This is a genomic window from Delftia sp. DS1230, assembly GCF_040112715.1.
In the GTDB taxonomy this organism is placed as follows: Bacteria; Pseudomonadota; Gammaproteobacteria; order Burkholderiales; family Burkholderiaceae_C; genus Comamonas; species Comamonas tsuruhatensis.
The window spans coordinates 3,075,603-3,090,639 of sequence record NZ_CP157763.1 but is presented as its reverse complement, the minus strand read 5'-3'; the positions used below and the strand labels follow the sequence as shown (position 1 = coordinate 3,090,639).

At 67.5% G+C, this 15,037-nt stretch carries 14 protein-coding genes; 4 read left to right on the top strand and 10 right to left on the bottom strand.

The window, feature by feature from the left end; all coding sequences use genetic code 11:
- Window positions 1–79: 79 nt before the first annotated feature.
- The 9 genes from cycA to AAN986_RS13770 form a co-directional block, all read right to left on the bottom strand.
- Window positions 80–1,540, bottom strand: a complete 1,461-nt coding sequence (cycA, locus tag AAN986_RS13810; protein WP_349335718.1) for a D-serine/D-alanine/glycine transporter — start codon at window positions 1,538–1,540, stop codon at window positions 80–82.
- Between the two features lie 216 nt (window positions 1,541–1,756).
- A complete protein-coding gene (locus AAN986_RS13805) occupies window positions 1,757–2,167 on the bottom strand; it encodes a polyhydroxyalkanoate granule-associated phasin (protein ID WP_349335717.1) in 411 nt (136 codons plus the stop codon).
- Window positions 2,168–2,290: 123 nt separating this feature from the next.
- Window positions 2,291–3,382, bottom strand: coding sequence for an MBL fold metallo-hydrolase (locus tag AAN986_RS13800; RefSeq protein ID WP_043791985.1), 1,092 nt, complete (start codon window positions 3,380–3,382; stop codon window positions 2,291–2,293).
- 169 nt (window positions 3,383–3,551) lie between these two features.
- A complete protein-coding gene (locus AAN986_RS13795; protein ID WP_016453441.1) occupies window positions 3,552–5,162 on the bottom strand; it encodes a DHA2 family efflux MFS transporter permease subunit in 1,611 nt (536 codons plus the stop codon).
- A gap of 45 nt (window positions 5,163–5,207) precedes the next feature.
- Window positions 5,208–6,563 carry an efflux RND transporter periplasmic adaptor subunit gene (locus AAN986_RS13790; protein WP_349335716.1) on the bottom strand — a complete coding sequence of 452 codons (1,356 nt, stop codon included), beginning with the start codon at window positions 6,561–6,563 and terminating at the stop codon, window positions 5,208–5,210.
- A 132-nt stretch (window positions 6,564–6,695) separates the two neighbouring features.
- The gene (locus AAN986_RS13785; RefSeq protein ID WP_349335715.1) at window positions 6,696–8,171 is read right to left on the bottom strand and encodes an efflux transporter outer membrane subunit; all 1,476 of its coding nucleotides are present in this window, start codon (window positions 8,169–8,171) and stop codon (window positions 6,696–6,698) included.
- Between the two features lie 69 nt (window positions 8,172–8,240).
- The gene (locus tag AAN986_RS13780) at window positions 8,241–8,777 is read right to left on the bottom strand and encodes a MarR family winged helix-turn-helix transcriptional regulator (RefSeq protein ID WP_013802445.1); all 537 of its coding nucleotides are present in this window, start codon (window positions 8,775–8,777) and stop codon (window positions 8,241–8,243) included.
- A 166-nt stretch (window positions 8,778–8,943) separates the two neighbouring features.
- Window positions 8,944–9,258 carry a DUF4148 domain-containing protein gene (locus tag AAN986_RS13775; RefSeq protein WP_047218655.1) on the bottom strand — a complete coding sequence of 105 codons (315 nt, stop codon included), beginning with the start codon at window positions 9,256–9,258 and terminating at the stop codon, window positions 8,944–8,946.
- 10 nt (window positions 9,259–9,268) lie between these two features.
- Window positions 9,269–9,577, bottom strand: a complete 309-nt coding sequence (locus AAN986_RS13770; RefSeq protein WP_156179857.1) for a hypothetical protein — start codon at window positions 9,575–9,577, stop codon at window positions 9,269–9,271.
- Between AAN986_RS13770 and AAN986_RS13765 the strand changes: the two genes are divergently transcribed.
- The 4 genes from AAN986_RS13765 (at window position 9,568) to AAN986_RS13750 (ending at window position 12,899) form a co-directional block, all read left to right on the top strand.
- On the top strand, window positions 9,568–10,305 hold the full coding sequence (locus AAN986_RS13765) for an AzlC family ABC transporter permease (RefSeq protein WP_047218656.1): 738 nt from the start codon (window positions 9,568–9,570) through the stop codon (window positions 10,303–10,305). The genes AAN986_RS13770 and AAN986_RS13765 overlap by 10 nt on opposite strands.
- Window positions 10,306–10,308: 3 nt before the next feature.
- Window positions 10,309–10,605 (top strand): AzlD family protein, encoded by a 297-nt coding sequence (locus AAN986_RS13760; RefSeq protein WP_047218657.1) that lies wholly within the window; start codon window positions 10,309–10,311, stop codon window positions 10,603–10,605.
- 63 nt (window positions 10,606–10,668) lie between these two features.
- Window positions 10,669–11,013 (top strand): FlxA-like family protein, encoded by a 345-nt coding sequence (locus AAN986_RS13755; protein WP_047218658.1) that lies wholly within the window; start codon window positions 10,669–10,671, stop codon window positions 11,011–11,013.
- 284 nt (window positions 11,014–11,297) lie between these two features.
- Window positions 11,298–12,899: a methyl-accepting chemotaxis protein gene (locus tag AAN986_RS13750; RefSeq protein WP_047218659.1), complete on the top strand. Its 1,602-nt coding sequence runs from the start codon at window positions 11,298–11,300 to the stop codon at window positions 12,897–12,899.
- Between the two features lie 138 nt (window positions 12,900–13,037).
- On the opposite strand, the gene AAN986_RS13745 is transcribed toward AAN986_RS13750, so the two are convergent.
- Entirely contained in the window at window positions 13,038–14,981 is a 1,944-nt protein-coding gene (locus AAN986_RS13745; RefSeq protein ID WP_017405621.1) for a long-chain fatty acid--CoA ligase, read from the bottom strand.
- Window positions 14,982–15,037 lie beyond the last annotated feature (56 nt).

Here is a 15,037-nt window from a genome sequence, read left to right as displayed (position 1 = left end):
GGGCGCTGAGAGGGAGCACGGGGTGCGGCGCCTCCGTGCAAAGGCCGCCCCGGAGCGCAGGGGGCGGCCAGAAACCAGGTCAGCGCGGCTTGGCCACGGCGCCCGGCAGGGCGCTGGAAGGCTCAGCGCAGCTGCCCGAGGGTTGGCTCGATGCCCGGCGGCGCACGAACTGGTAGGCAATGGCCAGCAGGGCAAACCAGGCCGGCGTCACCACCAGCGCCTGGCGCGTGTCGGCCTGCAGGGTGAGCAGGCCCAGGATGGCCGCAAAGAACGCCAGGCAGGCCCAGCACATGGCCACGCCGCCCGGCATCTTGTAGCGCGAAGCCTCATGAAGGGCCGCGCGCTGGCGCCGGTAGGCGATATAGGACAGCAGGATCAGCGACCACACGAACATGAACAGGATGGCCGATACCGTGGTCACCAGCGTGAAGGCCTCCACCAGATCGGGCACCACCCACATCAGGAAGGCGCCGGCCAGCAGGCAGGTGCAGGAAAACAGCAGCCCGCGCGAGGGCACGCTGCTGCGCGACAGCCGGTGGAAGGACTTGGGCGCATCGCCCTTGAGCGCCAGGCCGTAGAGCATGCGGCTGGTGGAGAACACGCCGCTGTTGGCCGACGAGGCGGCCGAGGTCAGCACCACGAAATTGATCACGCCCGCAGCGGCCGGCAGGCCTGCAAGCACGAACAGCTCCACGAACGGGCTCTTGCCCGGCACCACGTCGCGCCAGGGGGTGACGGCCATGATGGCGATCAGGGCCAGCACGTAGAACACGATGATGCGCACGGGAATCGAATTGATGGCGCGCGGCAGCGTGCGCTCGGGGTCCTTGGCCTCGGCCGCCGTGGTGCCCACCAGCTCGATGCCCACGAAGGCGAACACGGCGATCTGGAAGCCCGCGAAAAAGCCCATCATCCCGTTGGGGAACATGCCGCCGTCGTTCCAGAGGTTGGACAGGCTGGCCGCACGCCCCGCAGGCGAGACGAAGGCGGCCCCCACCATGTACAGCCCCGTTGCCACCAGGGCCACGATGGCCACGATCTTGATCATGGCGAACCAGAACTCGATCTCGCCGAACAGCTTCACCGTCAGCAGGTTCAGGCCCAGCAGCAGGCCCACGCAGGCAATGGCCGGGGCCCACTGGGGCAGGTCGGGGAACCAGAACTGCGAGTAGGCCGAGATGGCGATCACGTCGGCAATGCCCGTGACGATCCAGCAGAACCAGTACGTCCAGCCCGTGAAGAAGCCCGCCCAGGGCCCCAGCAGATCGGCCGAGAAATCGATGAAGGATCGGTACTGCAGGTTGGACAGCAGCAGCTCGCCCATGGCCCGCATCACGAAGAACAGCATCACGCCGATGATGGCGTAGACGAAGACGATGGACGGACCCGCCAGGCTGATGGTCTTGCCCGAGCCCATGAACAGGCCCGTGCCGATGGCACCGCCGATGGCGATGAGCTGGATGTGGCGGTTGGTGAGATTGCGCTGCAGGTCGTCTTGACCGTGCAGGCCCTGGCCGGTTGGCGGGGCCTTGTGTGTCATCAGAGAACTCCGGGGAAGACTGGCAAAGCGATGGCAGAAAGGGGGAAATCCGCCTGCCGCGGCCGTGTTTTCAGTCTCTGCATGGAGTCCATGCCTGGAAATGCGGCAGCGCAGCAAAACGGAACGAAGGCCGCGAGGATACCTGAACCTCGCCCCCGCATCAGCCCTGCCGCGCCGTGCCGCTCCAGTCAATGAAGCGGGTTTGATATGGGTGGATCAGCCGCGCGCCAGGCGCCGGGCGTTGGCCACTGCAGTGCGGTGTACGGGCGCCATGCCCTTGCCCACCACGCCCCACATGGCGTTGCTCCATTGCGAGGCCTGCAATGCCAGTGCGCCCCCATTCCAGGTGGAGGCGCTCCAGGGCATCCACCACATGCGCATCCAGGCCTGCATCAGGGCCTGGCTGGCGACCATGGACTGCAGGCCCATGGCGGCCCAGGATTGGTGGAAGGCTGTCTGTTTCTCGGACACCATGCGCGTGAATTCGCGCCGGTCCCGTGCGGAGGGATTGGCCCCGGCCAGCGCCATGCGGGTGAGCCTGTGCGCCACCACCTGCGGCGCGGCAATGGCCAGATCGGTGGCCTGACGGGCCACCGAAGCGGCCTTGGAAGATTTGCGGTTTGCCATGTGCGCTCCTGAAGCTCTGGATCCATTTGCCGGATCTACCTGCCAGATCCACTTGCCGGTTCCACTTTAGCCAGATGCATGCCGGCCCGCGTAGGCCGATGACGCAATGCAGCAAAAACGCGTTTATCGCGGCTGGGGCCGGGGTGCCGGCGCGGCCCCGTCCTGCGTGACCTCAGATACCAGGGCGCGCCACCAGCGCTCGCCTGCATGGGGGGCGGCCAGGTCCACGCGCTCGCCCATCATGGGGGTGGCCACGGCAATGCCGTGCTCGGCGCCCAGGGCCAGCACGCGCTCGAAGGGGTCCCACCAGGCATGCATGGCCAGGCTGAAGGTGCCGTTGTGAATGGGCAGCAGCCAGCGTCCGCCCAGGTCGCGGTGGGCCTGCACGGTCTGGGCCGGGTGCATGTGGACATAGGGCCAGTGCGGGTCGTAGGCGCCGGTCTCCATCAGCGTGAGGTCGAAGGGGCCGAAGCGCCGGCCGATTTCCGCAAAGCCGTCGAAATAGCCGCCGTCGCCGCTGAAGAAGACACGCAGCGTGTCGGCGCTTGCCAGGTCCTCGATGACCCAGGACGCCCACAGCGTGCGGTTGCCGTCGCGCAGGCCCCGGCCCGAGAAATGCTGGGCCGGAGTGGCCGTGAAGCGCAGGCCGTCCACCTGCACGTCCTGCCACCAGTCGAACTGGCGCACCTTCTCGGGGGCCACGCCCCAGGCCATGAGCCGGTCGCCCACGCCCAGCGTGCACAGGAAGAAGTCGACCCGGGGCGCCAGGGCGCGAATGGTGGCACGGTCCAGATGGTCGTAGTGGTCGTGCGAGAGCACCACGCCGCGCAGCGCGGGCAGTTCATGCAGGGCGATGGGCGGCGCATGAAAGCGCTTGGGGCCGATGAAGGAAAAGGGCGAGGCGCGCTCGGCAAACACCGGGTCGGTGATCCACCAGCCGCCGCGCAGTTTCATCAGCAGCGTGGAGTGGCCCAGGCGATACAGGCTGCGCTCGGGCGCGGCGGCCAGGTCGGCCGGGGTGAGCCGCTGCACGGGCAGGGGCGCCGCAGGCTCGGTGTTCTTGGGCTTGTTGAAGAAGAAGTCCCACATCACCTTGGCGTCGGGCTGGGGGGCATTGGCCGGGCGGGGATGGATGTTGCGAAAGCGCCCGGCCGACGATTGGGGCGATTGGGAGTAGTCGGCAATCGGGGCGCGGAAGATGCGGGTTGTTTTCACGGTGCTCCGTCGGTGTTCAGGCCGCCGCCATCATGGAACCGATGGCGCAGCCCTATCGAGATGGTGGTCTTGGCGGCCCCGTTCAAGGCGCCTTGCGTGTCGTCATGTAAACAAAAAAGGAGCTGCCCCTGCAGGCAGCTCCTTGTGGTGATGGCCCGGAGGCCGGTCATCAATGGGCGCCGGCCGCCTCGGCACCGCCGGCATGGCCCGCAGGGCGCCTGGTCATCCAGATCAGCACGATCAGCACCAGGAACAGCACGGACGACGCCAGGAAGATGTCGTCGGCGGCGCGCGTGTAGGCCTGCTGGTCCACCAGCCGGTTGATCTGGGCCAGCGCCTGCGCCTGGCTCAGGCCTGCGGCCTGCAGTCCCTGCAGGGTGACGCCGAACACGCCCTGGCCCTGGACCAGCCCTTCTGTCAGATGGGCGTGGTGCAGCGCGGCGCGGTTTTCCCACAGCGTGGTGGCGATGGAGGTGCCCATGGCGCCCGCCGTGATCCGCACGAAGTTGCTCAGGCCGGCGGCGGCCGGGATACGGTCCGGCGAAATGCCCGACAACGTGATCGTGGTCAGCGGAATGAAGAAGAAGGCCATGGCCGCGCCCTGGATCAGCGTGGGCACCAGGATGTGCATGAAGTCCGTCTCCACCGTGAAGCGCGAGCGCATCCACAGCACCAGGGCGAACACGATGAAGGCGCCCGTGGCCATCCTGCGCGGGTCCCACTGCGTGACCTTGCGGCCCACCAGCGGTGTCAGGATGATGGCGAAGATGCCCACCGGCGCCAATGCCATGCCGGCCGTGGTGGAGGTGTAGCCCATCCACTGCTGCAGCCATAGGGGCAGCAGCACCACGTTGCCGAAGAACAGGCCGTAGGCAATCGACAGCGCCACCGTGCCGGCCGCGAAATTGCGGCGCATGAACAGGCGCAGGTCCACCACGGGGTGGGCATCGGTCAGCTCCCAGACCAGGAAGACCACGAAGCTCACGATGGCCAGCACGCACAGCGTGATGATCTCGCCCGAGGCGAACCAGTCCAGCTCCTTGCCCTTGTCCAGCATCAGCTGCAGCGCGCCCACCCACAGCACCAGCAGGGCCAGGCCCACGGAGTCGATGGGCAGCTTGCGCGTGGGGGTCTCGCGGCTGCGGTAGATGCTCCAGGTCATCAGGGCCGACAGTAAGCCCACCGGCACATTGATATAGAAGATCCAGGGCCAGGAGATGTTGTCCGTGATCCAGCCGCCCAGCAGCGGGCCGACCACGGGGGCCACCAGGGTGGTCATCCCCCACAGCGCCAGGGCCACCCCGGCCTTGGCCGGGGGATAGCTGGACAGCAGCAGCGTCTGCGACAGCGGGATCATGGGGCCGGCAACCAGGCCCTGGAGCACGCGGAACAGCACCAGCGTCTCCAGCGACGAGGCAAAGCCGCACAGCCAGGACGTCAGCACGAACAGCAGCACGCTCATGGTGAACAGGCGCACGGCGCCGAAGCGCTGGGTGAGCCAGCCCGTGAGCGGCACCGAGATGGCGTTGGCCACGCCAAAGCTGGTGATCACCCAGGTGCCCTGGCTGGGGCTGACGCCCACGTCGCCGGAAATCGCCGGAATGGCGACGTTGGCGATGGACGAGTCCAGCACGTTCATGAAGGTGGCCAGCGACAGGGCCAGCGTACCCAGGGCCAACTGGGCGCCCTTGAGCGGGACCGGCCGTGCAGGCATGGCCGGCGGCGCCGAGGGGGCGACCGGCGGCGCCGGCTCCGGCACGGCGGTGGTAGAGGAAGTCATAGGCAGTCCGCGTAGGTTCTGGGAAGGCGGGGGAGCGATGCCTGCTTACCTGGACTGCATGGCCTGCGCGTCAACCGGCGCGGAGGCCACGGCGGCTGGCGCCTTGCCCTGTGCCCTGTCTTGGGCATCGGCCATGGCGACGGGCGGCAGCTCGGGCAGCTGCTTGAGCGGCGCCACGTTCTGGCCTGCCACGATGTGGGCGATGCGTTCCTCCGCCTGGGGCAATGCCATGTCGTAGATGGAGGTCTGGGCCACGGGGGCATTGCGCGTGGCGGTTGCCAGCACTTCGCCCTGCTGGTCGCGCACGTCCACCTTGGCCTCCATCGACAGGCCTACGCGCAGAGGGTGCTGGGCCAGGTCTTCCGGCGACAGGGCAATGCGCACGGGCACGCGCTGCACCACCTTGATCCAGTTGCCGGTGGCGTTTTGCGCGGGCAGCAGCGAGAAGGCCGCGCCGGTTCCTGCGCCCATGCCCACCACGGTGCCGTGGTAGCTGATCTTGTCGCCGTACACATCGGCCGTCAGCTCGGTCTTCTGGCCTATGCGCAGCTGGGCCAGCTGGCTTTCCTTGAAGTTGGCATCCACCCAGAGGTTGTGCAGGCCCACCACCGTCATCAGGGGAGCGCCCGAGGCCACGCGCTGGCCCAGCTGCACGCCGCGCTTGGCCACATAGCCTTCCACGGGCGAGACCAGGCGCGTGCGCTGCAGCGCCAGATAGGCCTCGCGCACCTTGGCGGAGGCGGCGATCACGCTGGGGTGCTCTTCGGCGCTGCTGCCCTTGGTCTGGGCTTCGGCAGCCGTCAGCTGCGCCTTGGCGGCGCGCACGGCGGCTTCGGCTGCCGAGGCGGCATTGCCGGCCGTGCGGGCCAGGGACTGGGCGTGGTCGAACTCCTCCTTGCCCACGGCGCCCGTGGCCAGCAGCGGGCGGCGGCGCTCCACATCCTCGCGGGCGCGGGCGGCATCGGCCTGCAGGCGGGCCAGATCGGCCTCGCGCTGGGCCACCTGGGCGACCAGGGGGGCATTGTTGGCGTACAGCGTGCGCACCTGGCGCACGGTCTGGGCCAGCTGCGACTCGGCCTGGGACAGGGCGACCAGGGCATCGGCCGAGTCCAGCTGCACCAGCAGCTGGCCGGGCTTGACGTAGTCGGTGTCGTCGGCGCCGATGCTGATCACCGTGCCGCCGACCTGCGGCGTGATCTGCACCACGTTGCCCGCTACATAGGCGTTGTCCGTGGTCTGGTAGTTGCGGGCCACCATCCAGTGCCAGCCGCCCCAGGCGACGGCGGCCACCGCGACGGCGGCGGCCACGATGGTCAGGCCCTTGCGGCGGCCCTGCGGGTTGGCCACGGGCGAGGCTGCGGCAGCGGGTGCATTGGATGCTTGCTTGTTGGTATCGGTCATGGTGTTCGGCGCTTTGTTATCTGTGAATGTGGTTGTGCGGCCGGGGCAGGGGGCTGGCGGTCTGTCACGCTGGCTGGCGGTCTGCCCGGTGGAGGGTCAAGAGTGCGGTGGGTTCCTGTGCGGGTTGCGATCTCAGTGCTGGCTGACCTGCACGGCATCCGTGCCATCGGTCCAGCCGCCGCCCAGGGCCTTCATCAGCGATACGCGCGTGTCCAGCGCACGGGCGCGCAGGTCCACGTCCAGGCGGCGCTGGGTGATCACCTGGGTCTCGGTGTTGAGCACCGTCACCTGGCTGGCCAGGCCGGCCTTGTAGCGCTGCACGGCAAAGTCGTAGGCGCGTTCGGCCTTCTCCAGCGACTCGGCCTGCAGCTGCTGTTGGCGCACCAGCGATTGCACGGAAGTGATGGCGTCACCCGCTTCCTTGACCGCATCGAGCACCACGCCGTTGTACTGGGCAATGGCGGTGTCCAGGTCGGCCTGCGTGCCGCGCAACTGGGCGCGCAGGCGCTTGCCGTCGAACAGGGGCAGGCGCAGCGCGGGCGTCACGCCCATCTGGCGCGAGCTGCCCTTGAACAGGTTGTCCAGCCCGACGGCATTGAGGCCGATGAAGGCCGTCAGGTTGATATCGGGATAGAAATCCGCCCGCGCGCTCTCTATGCCCTGCGTTGCGGACTCCACGCGCCAGCGTGCGGCCACCACGTCGGGGCGGCGGCCCAGCAGGTCTGCGCCCAACTGGCCGGGCATGGCCTGGATCTGCAGCGCGGCCAGACGGGGCGCCAGCTGCAGCTGCGCCTCGGGCGCCTGGCCGCAGAGCACGGCGATGGTGCGGCGCGCCAGCGTGATCTGCTCGTCCAGCATCTCGATCTGGGTGCCGGCATCGGGCAGGCCGGCCTGGGCCTGGGTCAACTCCACCTGGCTGTCCAGCCCGGCGCGCGTGCGCTGCTGGCTCAGCTCCAGCAGAGACTGGCGCTGGGTCAGCGTGCGGCCGGCCACCTCCTTCTGGGCAATCAGCCGGGCCAGCGCCACATAGCTGCGCGCCACCTGGGCGGCCAGCTGGTTGGCAGCGGCGGCGCTGTCGGCCTTGGCGGCGCGGGCCTGACCCAGGGCGGCCTGCAGGTCGGCCGCATGGCGGCCAAAGAAATCCGGCGTCCAGCTCAGCCCGGCCTGCAGGTTGCCGGTGTTGTAGGTATGGCCGGCAATGGGAGCAGGCACCAGGCCGTTGGCGCTGTAGTGCTGGCGCGTGGCGTCGACGCCGAGCGTGCCGCGCACATCGGTGGCCGTGCTGGTGGCCGTGGCCAGGGCGGCGGCCTTGTCGAAGCGGGCGCGGCTCATGGCCAGGCTGGGGCTGCCCTGCAGCGCCTGGGCGATCAGGCCGTCCAACTGGGCATCGCCCAGGGACTTCCACCAATCGGCGGCGGGCAGGCTGGTATTGGCGCCTGTCTCGGACTGGGCCGTCAGACCCAGGTCGGAGGCGCCCAGCCGGGCCAGCGGCTCATGGGCCGGGCCCTGGGAAGCACAACCGGCCAGGGCCAGCGCGGCGCACAGGGTGGCCGCTGCGGCGGCCACGCGGCGGGGCGCGGCGGACACGGAAACAAAGGAGTTGGGCATGGTGGTCTGCCTGTTGGGGGTCAAGAATCAGGAAATCGGAAACCGGGGCGGAAAAAGGGGCTGGCGCTGTCAGGCCGCGGGCGTGGCAGGCGCAGGGGCTGGCGGCGCAGCTTCCGGCGCGCGCATCGCATCGCCATTGGCCAGCAGGCGGCGCAGCATGTCCAGCAGCTGGCGCGACTCGTCATGGCTGAAGCCGGCCATATGGGCATTCATCACGCTGGACAGCACCTGCGGCACCTTGGCCGCCATGGCGCGGCCTTCATCGGTCAGCACCAGCTTGACCACGCGCCGGTCCACCGTGGAGCGCTCGCGCCGCAGCATGCCCTTGGATTCGAGCCGGTCCAGCGCCCGCGTGATGGAGGCCGGGTCCAGCCCCAGGTCACGTGCCATGCCGGCATTCGTGGCGTCGCTGCACAGCAGCAGCTTGTACAGCGGCAGCCACTGCACATAGGTCAGCTCATGCTCGGCCAACTGCGCATCCGCCTGCTGGAGGATGGAGCTGAGCACCTTGCGCATGAGGAACCCCACGCTCTCGAAGGGCGTGTAGCTGCCAGGGCTGTAGAAGTCCGAGGGCTGCAGGCCGTTGGGCAGGGGTGGCTGGGTCATGGTGTCTTGCAAGTGAAATGATTGACTGCGCAATGATTGTTGCGGCAATTATTGCAGAAACACCGAATGGCCGCATGGCTCGCGGGTGCCGGGGACGAGGCAAGGGTTTTCCATCGGGCCGGTGGCTTCCTGACCCCTGTTCGACCACCGGCCACACCGACAACGCTCACTTGTCCTGGGCCACCGCATGCCCTTTCTCCAGCCTAGCCACGGCCTCGCGGTAGGCGGGGCTGGCGCGCAACTGCTGGTAACGCTCCAGGCCGCGCTGGTATTCGGTGGAGCGGACATCGATCTCGCGGTCCGAGACATAGGTGAGTCCGGCGCGGTGCCACATTTCCAGGTCGGCCAGCACCTGGGCTCGGCTGAGGTCGGTGGGGGCAGCAGTGGAGGAGGGCGCTGCGTCCTGGGCGAGGGCGGTGCCGGCCAGGCCCAGGCTGAGGGCGGCCAGGGCGATGAAGCGGGTGAAGTCGGAAGTGCGCATGGGGAACCTTTCAGGTGAAGCGAAGTGAGGAGGGCTTCATGGTCCCGCTGCCGCCCTGGCCGGCACAGCCGTTTGCGACGCACTGCAGCATGGCGGGAGCCAATGGCCGTTGGGTTTCGTGAAATGCCTGGAGGGCAGGCGCGGCCATCCGAGGAGCGCCGCCAGCCATGGAAATGCTTTGATCAGCCTGTGTGCGGCAGATTATTTCCAGTTGCTCCAATAAATCGGCATAAACATCCGTAAAATGGCTGGTGGAAGCATGAATCGGCAGCAAATTCCAGCGGCACAGGCCGACAATCGCCGCTCTCCATGTCTTCATCCATTCCACTTTCCCCCGCTGCCGTTTCGGCAGATTCCGTCTCCCGCAGTTCCGAGGCCTTTCGTGGCTTCAGGGATGCGATTCCCGTGATGCTGGGCTTCGTGCCCTTTGCCCTGGTGCTGGGCGCGCAGGCCGTGCAAAAGGGGCTGGCACCGCTGGAGGTTCCTCTCATGACCGGGATGAACTTCGGCGGCGGCTCGGAACTCACGGCCATACGGCTGTGGACCTCGCCGCCGCATGTGCTGCTGATCGTCGCCATGTCGTTCCTGGTCAATTGCCGGCACATCCTGATGGGTGCGGCGCTGGCGCCCTATCTGCGCCATCTGCCCAGGCGCCGTGCGCTGCCGGCCCTGTTCTTCATGTGCGACGAAAGCTGGGCGCTGGCCCTGGCAGACGCCCAGCGCAGTGCCTCGCGGCGCGTGAGCCTGCCTTACTACATGGGCGTGTCGGCAGGCCTGTACATGGCCTGGGTGTCGTGCACGGCGGCCGGTGCCTTTCTGGGGCCGCGCATTGGCGACCTGGAGCAGTACGGCTTCGACATGGCGTTCACTGCCGTGTTTCTGGTGCTGCTGCGCGGCATGTGGAAGGGCGTCAGACCTTGCCGGCCCTGGCTGGTGAGCCTGCTGACGGCGGCCCTGGTCTACAAGCTGGTGCCTGGCGCCTGGTATGTGGCGGCCGGCGCCGTCTCGGGCCTGATCTGCGCGGCCTTGCTGGCGCCCAGGAGCTGAGCGATGGAAGCCACAACCTTGCTGACGCTGGTGCTCATGGCGTGCAGCACGTATTTCACGCGGGTGATCGGCTACCTGCTGCTGCGCGGGCGCACGCTGAGCCCGCGCATGCAGTACGTGATGGAAAGCCTGCCGGGCTGCGTGCTGATCTCGGTGATTGCCCCGGCGTTTGTGTCCGAGCGTCCGGCCGATCTGCTGGCCCTGGTGGTGACGCTGGTGGCGGCCAGCCAGCTGCCCATTCTGCCGACGGTGCTGATCGGCATTGCGTCGGCGGGTGCGCTGCGGCACTGGCTGGGGTGATGGCGGCCGGGGGTGGGGCGTTTTGGGTCTTCAGTTCGCCCGCCAGTGGTCGATGTATGGGGCATGCAAGTCTCATCCTCCACCTCGGCTTCCGCCTCGGGAGCCGCTTCATCCTCCGGCGGCAATGACATCGCTGCGTTGCAGCGCAAGCTCAAGGAGCTGCAGCAGGCGCTCAAGGAAGTGGCCTCCGAGAACATCGACGCCAAGGCCAAGCAACAGAAGTCCAAGCTGCTGCAGACGCAGATCATGATGGTGCAAAACCAGATCGAGGCGCTGATGCGCGCCAGGCAGCAGGCCCAGCTCGACAAGCAGCGCGAGCAGCAGCAGGCCGCCGAGAACCCATCGCAATCCCCATCGAAGGGCGGCAAGGCGCCCGGGCTGGGCGGCGTGGTCGACGTCTACGTCTGATCCAGTGAGATGGCCCGTGTTTTCCCGGGCCGTTTTTCAAGACATTCAATGTAACTTACATGAAAAGGCTGTTCGGACTTTGAGAGGGTTGGCTCTGCAACACGGATGGGGAAGGGGGCTTGCCTGCGGGGCGGTAGCCGCGAGCGTCGCAACTCCTATGGAACTTATTGATTTTTGACTCTCAAGAAACCGGCGGTTGCTACCGATAAGGCAAGCAATGTGACTGCCTGGATGCGATAGCGATGGCCTATACCGATGGCGTCACGGGGACAGAGGGATCTGCGATGAAAAAACTCGGCGATGTGCGTATCGGTACCCGGCTTACCGGTGTTTTTCTTGTTCTGCTGATCTGCCTGATGGCCGTGGGCGCCGTCGGCGCAAGGGCGCTGGGCCATGTGTTCTCGGGCACGCAGACCATGTACCAGGACCGCGTGGTTCCGCTCAAGCAGCTCAAGCAGATTGCGGACGCCTACGCCGTCAACGTCATAGATACGGTCAACAAGGCGAATGCCGGCCTGATCACGGCGCAGGAGGCAGCGGCGAGCATTTCCGGCACGCTGCCCGCGATCGACGCGGCCTGGCGCAGCTATTCGTCCACACAGCTGACCTCGCAGGAGGCCGTGCTGGCCAGCCAGGCGCAGGCGCTGTTCGCACCTGCCAACCAGAGCATCGACCGGCTGCTGCAGCGGCTCAAGACGCTGGATGGAAAAAGGGCCGGCAGCTTGGACGAGTTCGATGGCGCGCTGTATGCCAGCGTAGACCCCATCAGCGCCAAGATCGGCGAACTGGTGGAGCTGCAGCTCAAGGCATCCGAGGATGTGTATGCGGACTCCCGCCAGGTTCTGGCGCAGTCGCAGATGCTGATCTACGGCTTTGTCGCGGCCGCTGTCATCCTCGCCGTGGCGCTGGGCTATGTGGTCACGCGCTCCATCACCGTTCCACTGAAGTCCGCCGTGGAGGTGGCCAGGCACATCGAGCAGGGCGATCTGGCTTCCGAGATCCAGGCCACGGGGCGCGACGAAGTCGGCGACCTGCTGCGCTCCATGAGTGCCATGCGCGAATCGCTGGCCAGCATCGTTGGCGATGTGCGGCGCGGGGTGGAGTCGGTGACCACGGCATCCAGCCAGATCGCGGCAGGCAACCAGGACCTGAGCAGCCGCACCGAACACCAGGCCTCCAGCCTGCAGGAGACGGCGGCCTCCATGGAGCAGCTGGCAGGCAATGTGGGCCAGAGTTCGGAGAATGCGCGGCAGGCCAGCGCCCTGGCCGTGCGTGCCAAGGAGGTGGCGGGCGTGGGCGGTGGCGCTGTCGCCAGGGTCGTGGGCACCATGGACGAAATCTCGGCCAGCAGTGGAAAGATTGCCGAGATCACGGGCGTCATCGATTCCATCGCCTTCCAGACGAATATCCTGGCGCTCAACGCAGCGGTGGAGGCCGCGCGGGCGGGCGAGCAGGGCAGGGGGTTTGCCGTGGTGGCCGGAGAAGTGCGCTCCCTGGCCCAACGCAGCGCCGCAGCGGCGCGTGAAATCAAGGCGCTGATCATGGCCTCCACCGAGACGGTGCGAATGGGCGGCAACCAGGTCCGGGAAGCCGGCAAGGCCATGGACGCCATCGAATCCCAGGTGCGCGAGGTGGCGTCGTTGATTGAGGCCATCTCGGCCGCCAGCGTGGAGCAAAGCGGCGGCCTGGGACAGATCAGCGAGGCGGTCTCCCAGATGGACCAGGTCACGCAGCAAAACGCTGCCCTGGTGGAAGAGTCTGCCGCCGCAGCTGCCAGCCTGGAGCGACAGGCCCGCGTGCTGGCCCAGGCGGTGGCCACGTTCAGGATCAGCGAGTTCAAGGAGATCGGCATGGCGCCCGCCGGCAGGGCATTGGCCGTTGCCTGAAGCGGGCAAGGCAAGAGCGCGGACAGGGCGCTCTTGCCTTCTTTTTGATCAAGTCAATGTAACTTACATAATTTCATTTTCAAATCAGAAATAAGGAAAGCCGCCGTTTTCCGGCGGCGGCTTGTCAAGGGCTGGGGGTCACCCCGCGCTGTTGCGGCCTTGCCAGCGCTCGGCGGGCTTGGTGTACATGGCGGCAATCTGCGATTCAAACCGCGCCATGAGGTTGTTGCGCTTGAGCTTGAGGGTGGGCGTCATCAGCCCGTTCTCAATGGTCCAGGGCTCCAGTTCCAGGTGCACGGCACGGGGGACCGCATAGCGGGCAAAGCTGGCCACCTGTTTCTCGATGCGGGCCAGCGCTTCACGCTCGGCGGCGGCGTGGTTCAGGCTCTTGGGATCTTCGGGATCCAGGCCCAGGCGCTGGGCCATGGCCTGCCATTCACCACGCTCGATGACGGCCACGGCGGCGATGAAGGGGCGGTCTTCGCCCACGACAAAGACCTGGGTGAAGAACGGGTCGCCGGTGATGGCCAGCTCCAGGTCGGCCGGTGGAATCTTCTCGCCGGTGGAGGTGACGATGATTTCCTTGATGCGGCCCTGGATGCGCACGCGCCCATCCTCGATCACGGCCTGGTCGCCGGTGCGCAGCCAGCCGTCGTCTGTGAAGGTCTTGGCGGTGTCTTCGGGGCGTTGCCAGTAGCCCCGCATCACGCAGGGCCCGCGCACCTGCAGTTCCCGATTCTCGCCAATGCGCACTTCCACGCCCGGCAGGGCGCGGCCCACGGTGGCCGGGTGGTTGTCCTCCAGCGTGTTGGCACAGACCACGGGCGAGGTCTCGGTCATTCCGTAGCCCTGGATCAGCGGCAGGCCCAGGCCGAGAAAACAGCGCGCAATCGTGGGCGACAGCGGCGCGCCACCGCTCACGGCCACGCGCACACGCCCGCCAAACTGGGCCAGCAGCGGCTTGGCCACCAGATGGTTGAGCACGGGCCAGGGCAGCCATTGCATCCAGCCCGGCACGTCGGGCTGGGGCGCCTGCGCATCGGCAATGCCTTGTGTTTCACAAAAGCGTTGCCAGCCCCTGGCCTGGGCCAGTTCGAACAGCTGGGCCTTGAGCGGTGCACGGGCCAGCGCCTCCATGACCTTGGCGTGCACGCGCTCGTAGATGCGCGGCACGGAGACCAGCACCGTGGGACGCTGGGTCTTGAGATCCTCGGCCAGCTGAGCCACGGAGCGCGCATAGGCCACGCAGGCGCCCACGGCCATCGCCAGGTAGTAGCCTGCCGTGCGCTCGAAGGTGTGCGACAGCGGCAGGAAGGACAGGAAAACATCATCGCTGCGCGGCTGCAGCCGCTGCATCACGGCCTGTACGTTGGAGACCACGTTGCGGTGCGTGAGCATCACGCCCTTGGGCTTGCCCGTGGTGCCCGAGGTGTAGACGACGGCGGCCAGGTCCCCGGCAGAGGGAGGCGGGGGCAGGGGGACTGCGCCGCCCTCAGCCAGCCATTGGGCCAGCGGTTGCACGGGGATCTGCCCCAGGGCCTCCAGGACGGCGGCATCGCCTTCGGTTTCAGGCTCTGCGGCCCGGGAAGCCGGCTTGGCCGATGCCACGACCACCTTGCGCAGCGCGGGCAGGGCCTGGCCCGTGGCGCAGATCTTGTCCCAGGTGGATTGCTGTGCCACGAACAGCATGGACACCTGGGCATTGGCCAGGATGTAGGCAATGCTGCCTGCGTTGTCTATGGAATGCAGGGGCACCGGCACATGGCCGCAGCGCAGGCTGGCCAGGTCGATGGACATGGCATCCAGCCCGTTGGGCAAAAGAATGGCAATGCGCGAGCCCGGTGCCAGCTCCTGCGCGGCCAGGGCCTGCGCCCACAGGGCCACGCGCTCGCCGGTCTGCGCCCAGTTCAGGGACTTCCAGCTGCGCGCATCCTCGTCATAGGCCCGATAGGCCTCGCCTGCGGGCGTCTGCTGCACGCGCAGGGCCAGCATTTCCACCAGGGTGGCGGCCGTGGCCATGCTGGCATCGGCAGGCAGGCTCATGGCCAGGGAAGGGGCGCGGGCTGGATCTTGGATGCTCATGCGAAGAGGTGCGGACCGAAGTGGATGGTGCCGCTGATGATAGCTGCCGGTTACCG

What these genes read in the sequence shown, in the direction of transcription:
- AAN986_RS13770 (WP_156179857.1), bottom strand. Translation starts at nt 9,577, where the DNA reads ATGAAGACATGGAGAGCGGCGATTGTCGGCCTGTGCCGCTGGAATTTG.
- AAN986_RS13805 (WP_349335717.1), bottom strand. Translation starts at nt 2,167, where the DNA reads ATGGCAAACCGCAAATCTTCCAAGGCCGCTTCGGTGGCCCGTCAGGCC.
- AAN986_RS13765 (WP_047218656.1), top strand. Translation starts at nt 9,568, where the DNA reads ATGTCTTCATCCATTCCACTTTCCCCCGCTGCCGTTTCGGCAGATTCC.
- AAN986_RS13775 (WP_047218655.1), bottom strand. Translation starts at nt 9,258, where the DNA reads ATGCGCACTTCCGACTTCACCCGCTTCATCGCCCTGGCCGCCCTCAGC.
- AAN986_RS13780 (WP_013802445.1), bottom strand. Translation starts at nt 8,777, where the DNA reads ATGACCCAGCCACCCCTGCCCAACGGCCTGCAGCCCTCGGACTTCTAC.
- AAN986_RS13750 (WP_047218659.1), top strand. Translation starts at nt 11,298, where the DNA reads ATGAAAAAACTCGGCGATGTGCGTATCGGTACCCGGCTTACCGGTGTT.
- AAN986_RS13755 (WP_047218658.1), top strand. Translation starts at nt 10,669, where the DNA reads ATGCAAGTCTCATCCTCCACCTCGGCTTCCGCCTCGGGAGCCGCTTCA.
- AAN986_RS13745 (WP_017405621.1), bottom strand. Translation starts at nt 14,981, where the DNA reads ATGAGCATCCAAGATCCAGCCCGCGCCCCTTCCCTGGCCATGAGCCTG.
- cycA (WP_349335718.1), bottom strand. Translation starts at nt 1,540, where the DNA reads ATGACACACAAGGCCCCGCCAACCGGCCAGGGCCTGCACGGTCAAGAC.
- AAN986_RS13785 (WP_349335715.1), bottom strand. Translation starts at nt 8,171, where the DNA reads ATGCCCAACTCCTTTGTTTCCGTGTCCGCCGCGCCCCGCCGCGTGGCC.
- AAN986_RS13760 (WP_047218657.1), top strand. Translation starts at nt 10,309, where the DNA reads ATGGAAGCCACAACCTTGCTGACGCTGGTGCTCATGGCGTGCAGCACG.
- AAN986_RS13795 (WP_016453441.1), bottom strand. Translation starts at nt 5,162, where the DNA reads ATGACTTCCTCTACCACCGCCGTGCCGGAGCCGGCGCCGCCGGTCGCC.
- AAN986_RS13790 (WP_349335716.1), bottom strand. Translation starts at nt 6,563, where the DNA reads ATGACCGATACCAACAAGCAAGCATCCAATGCACCCGCTGCCGCAGCC.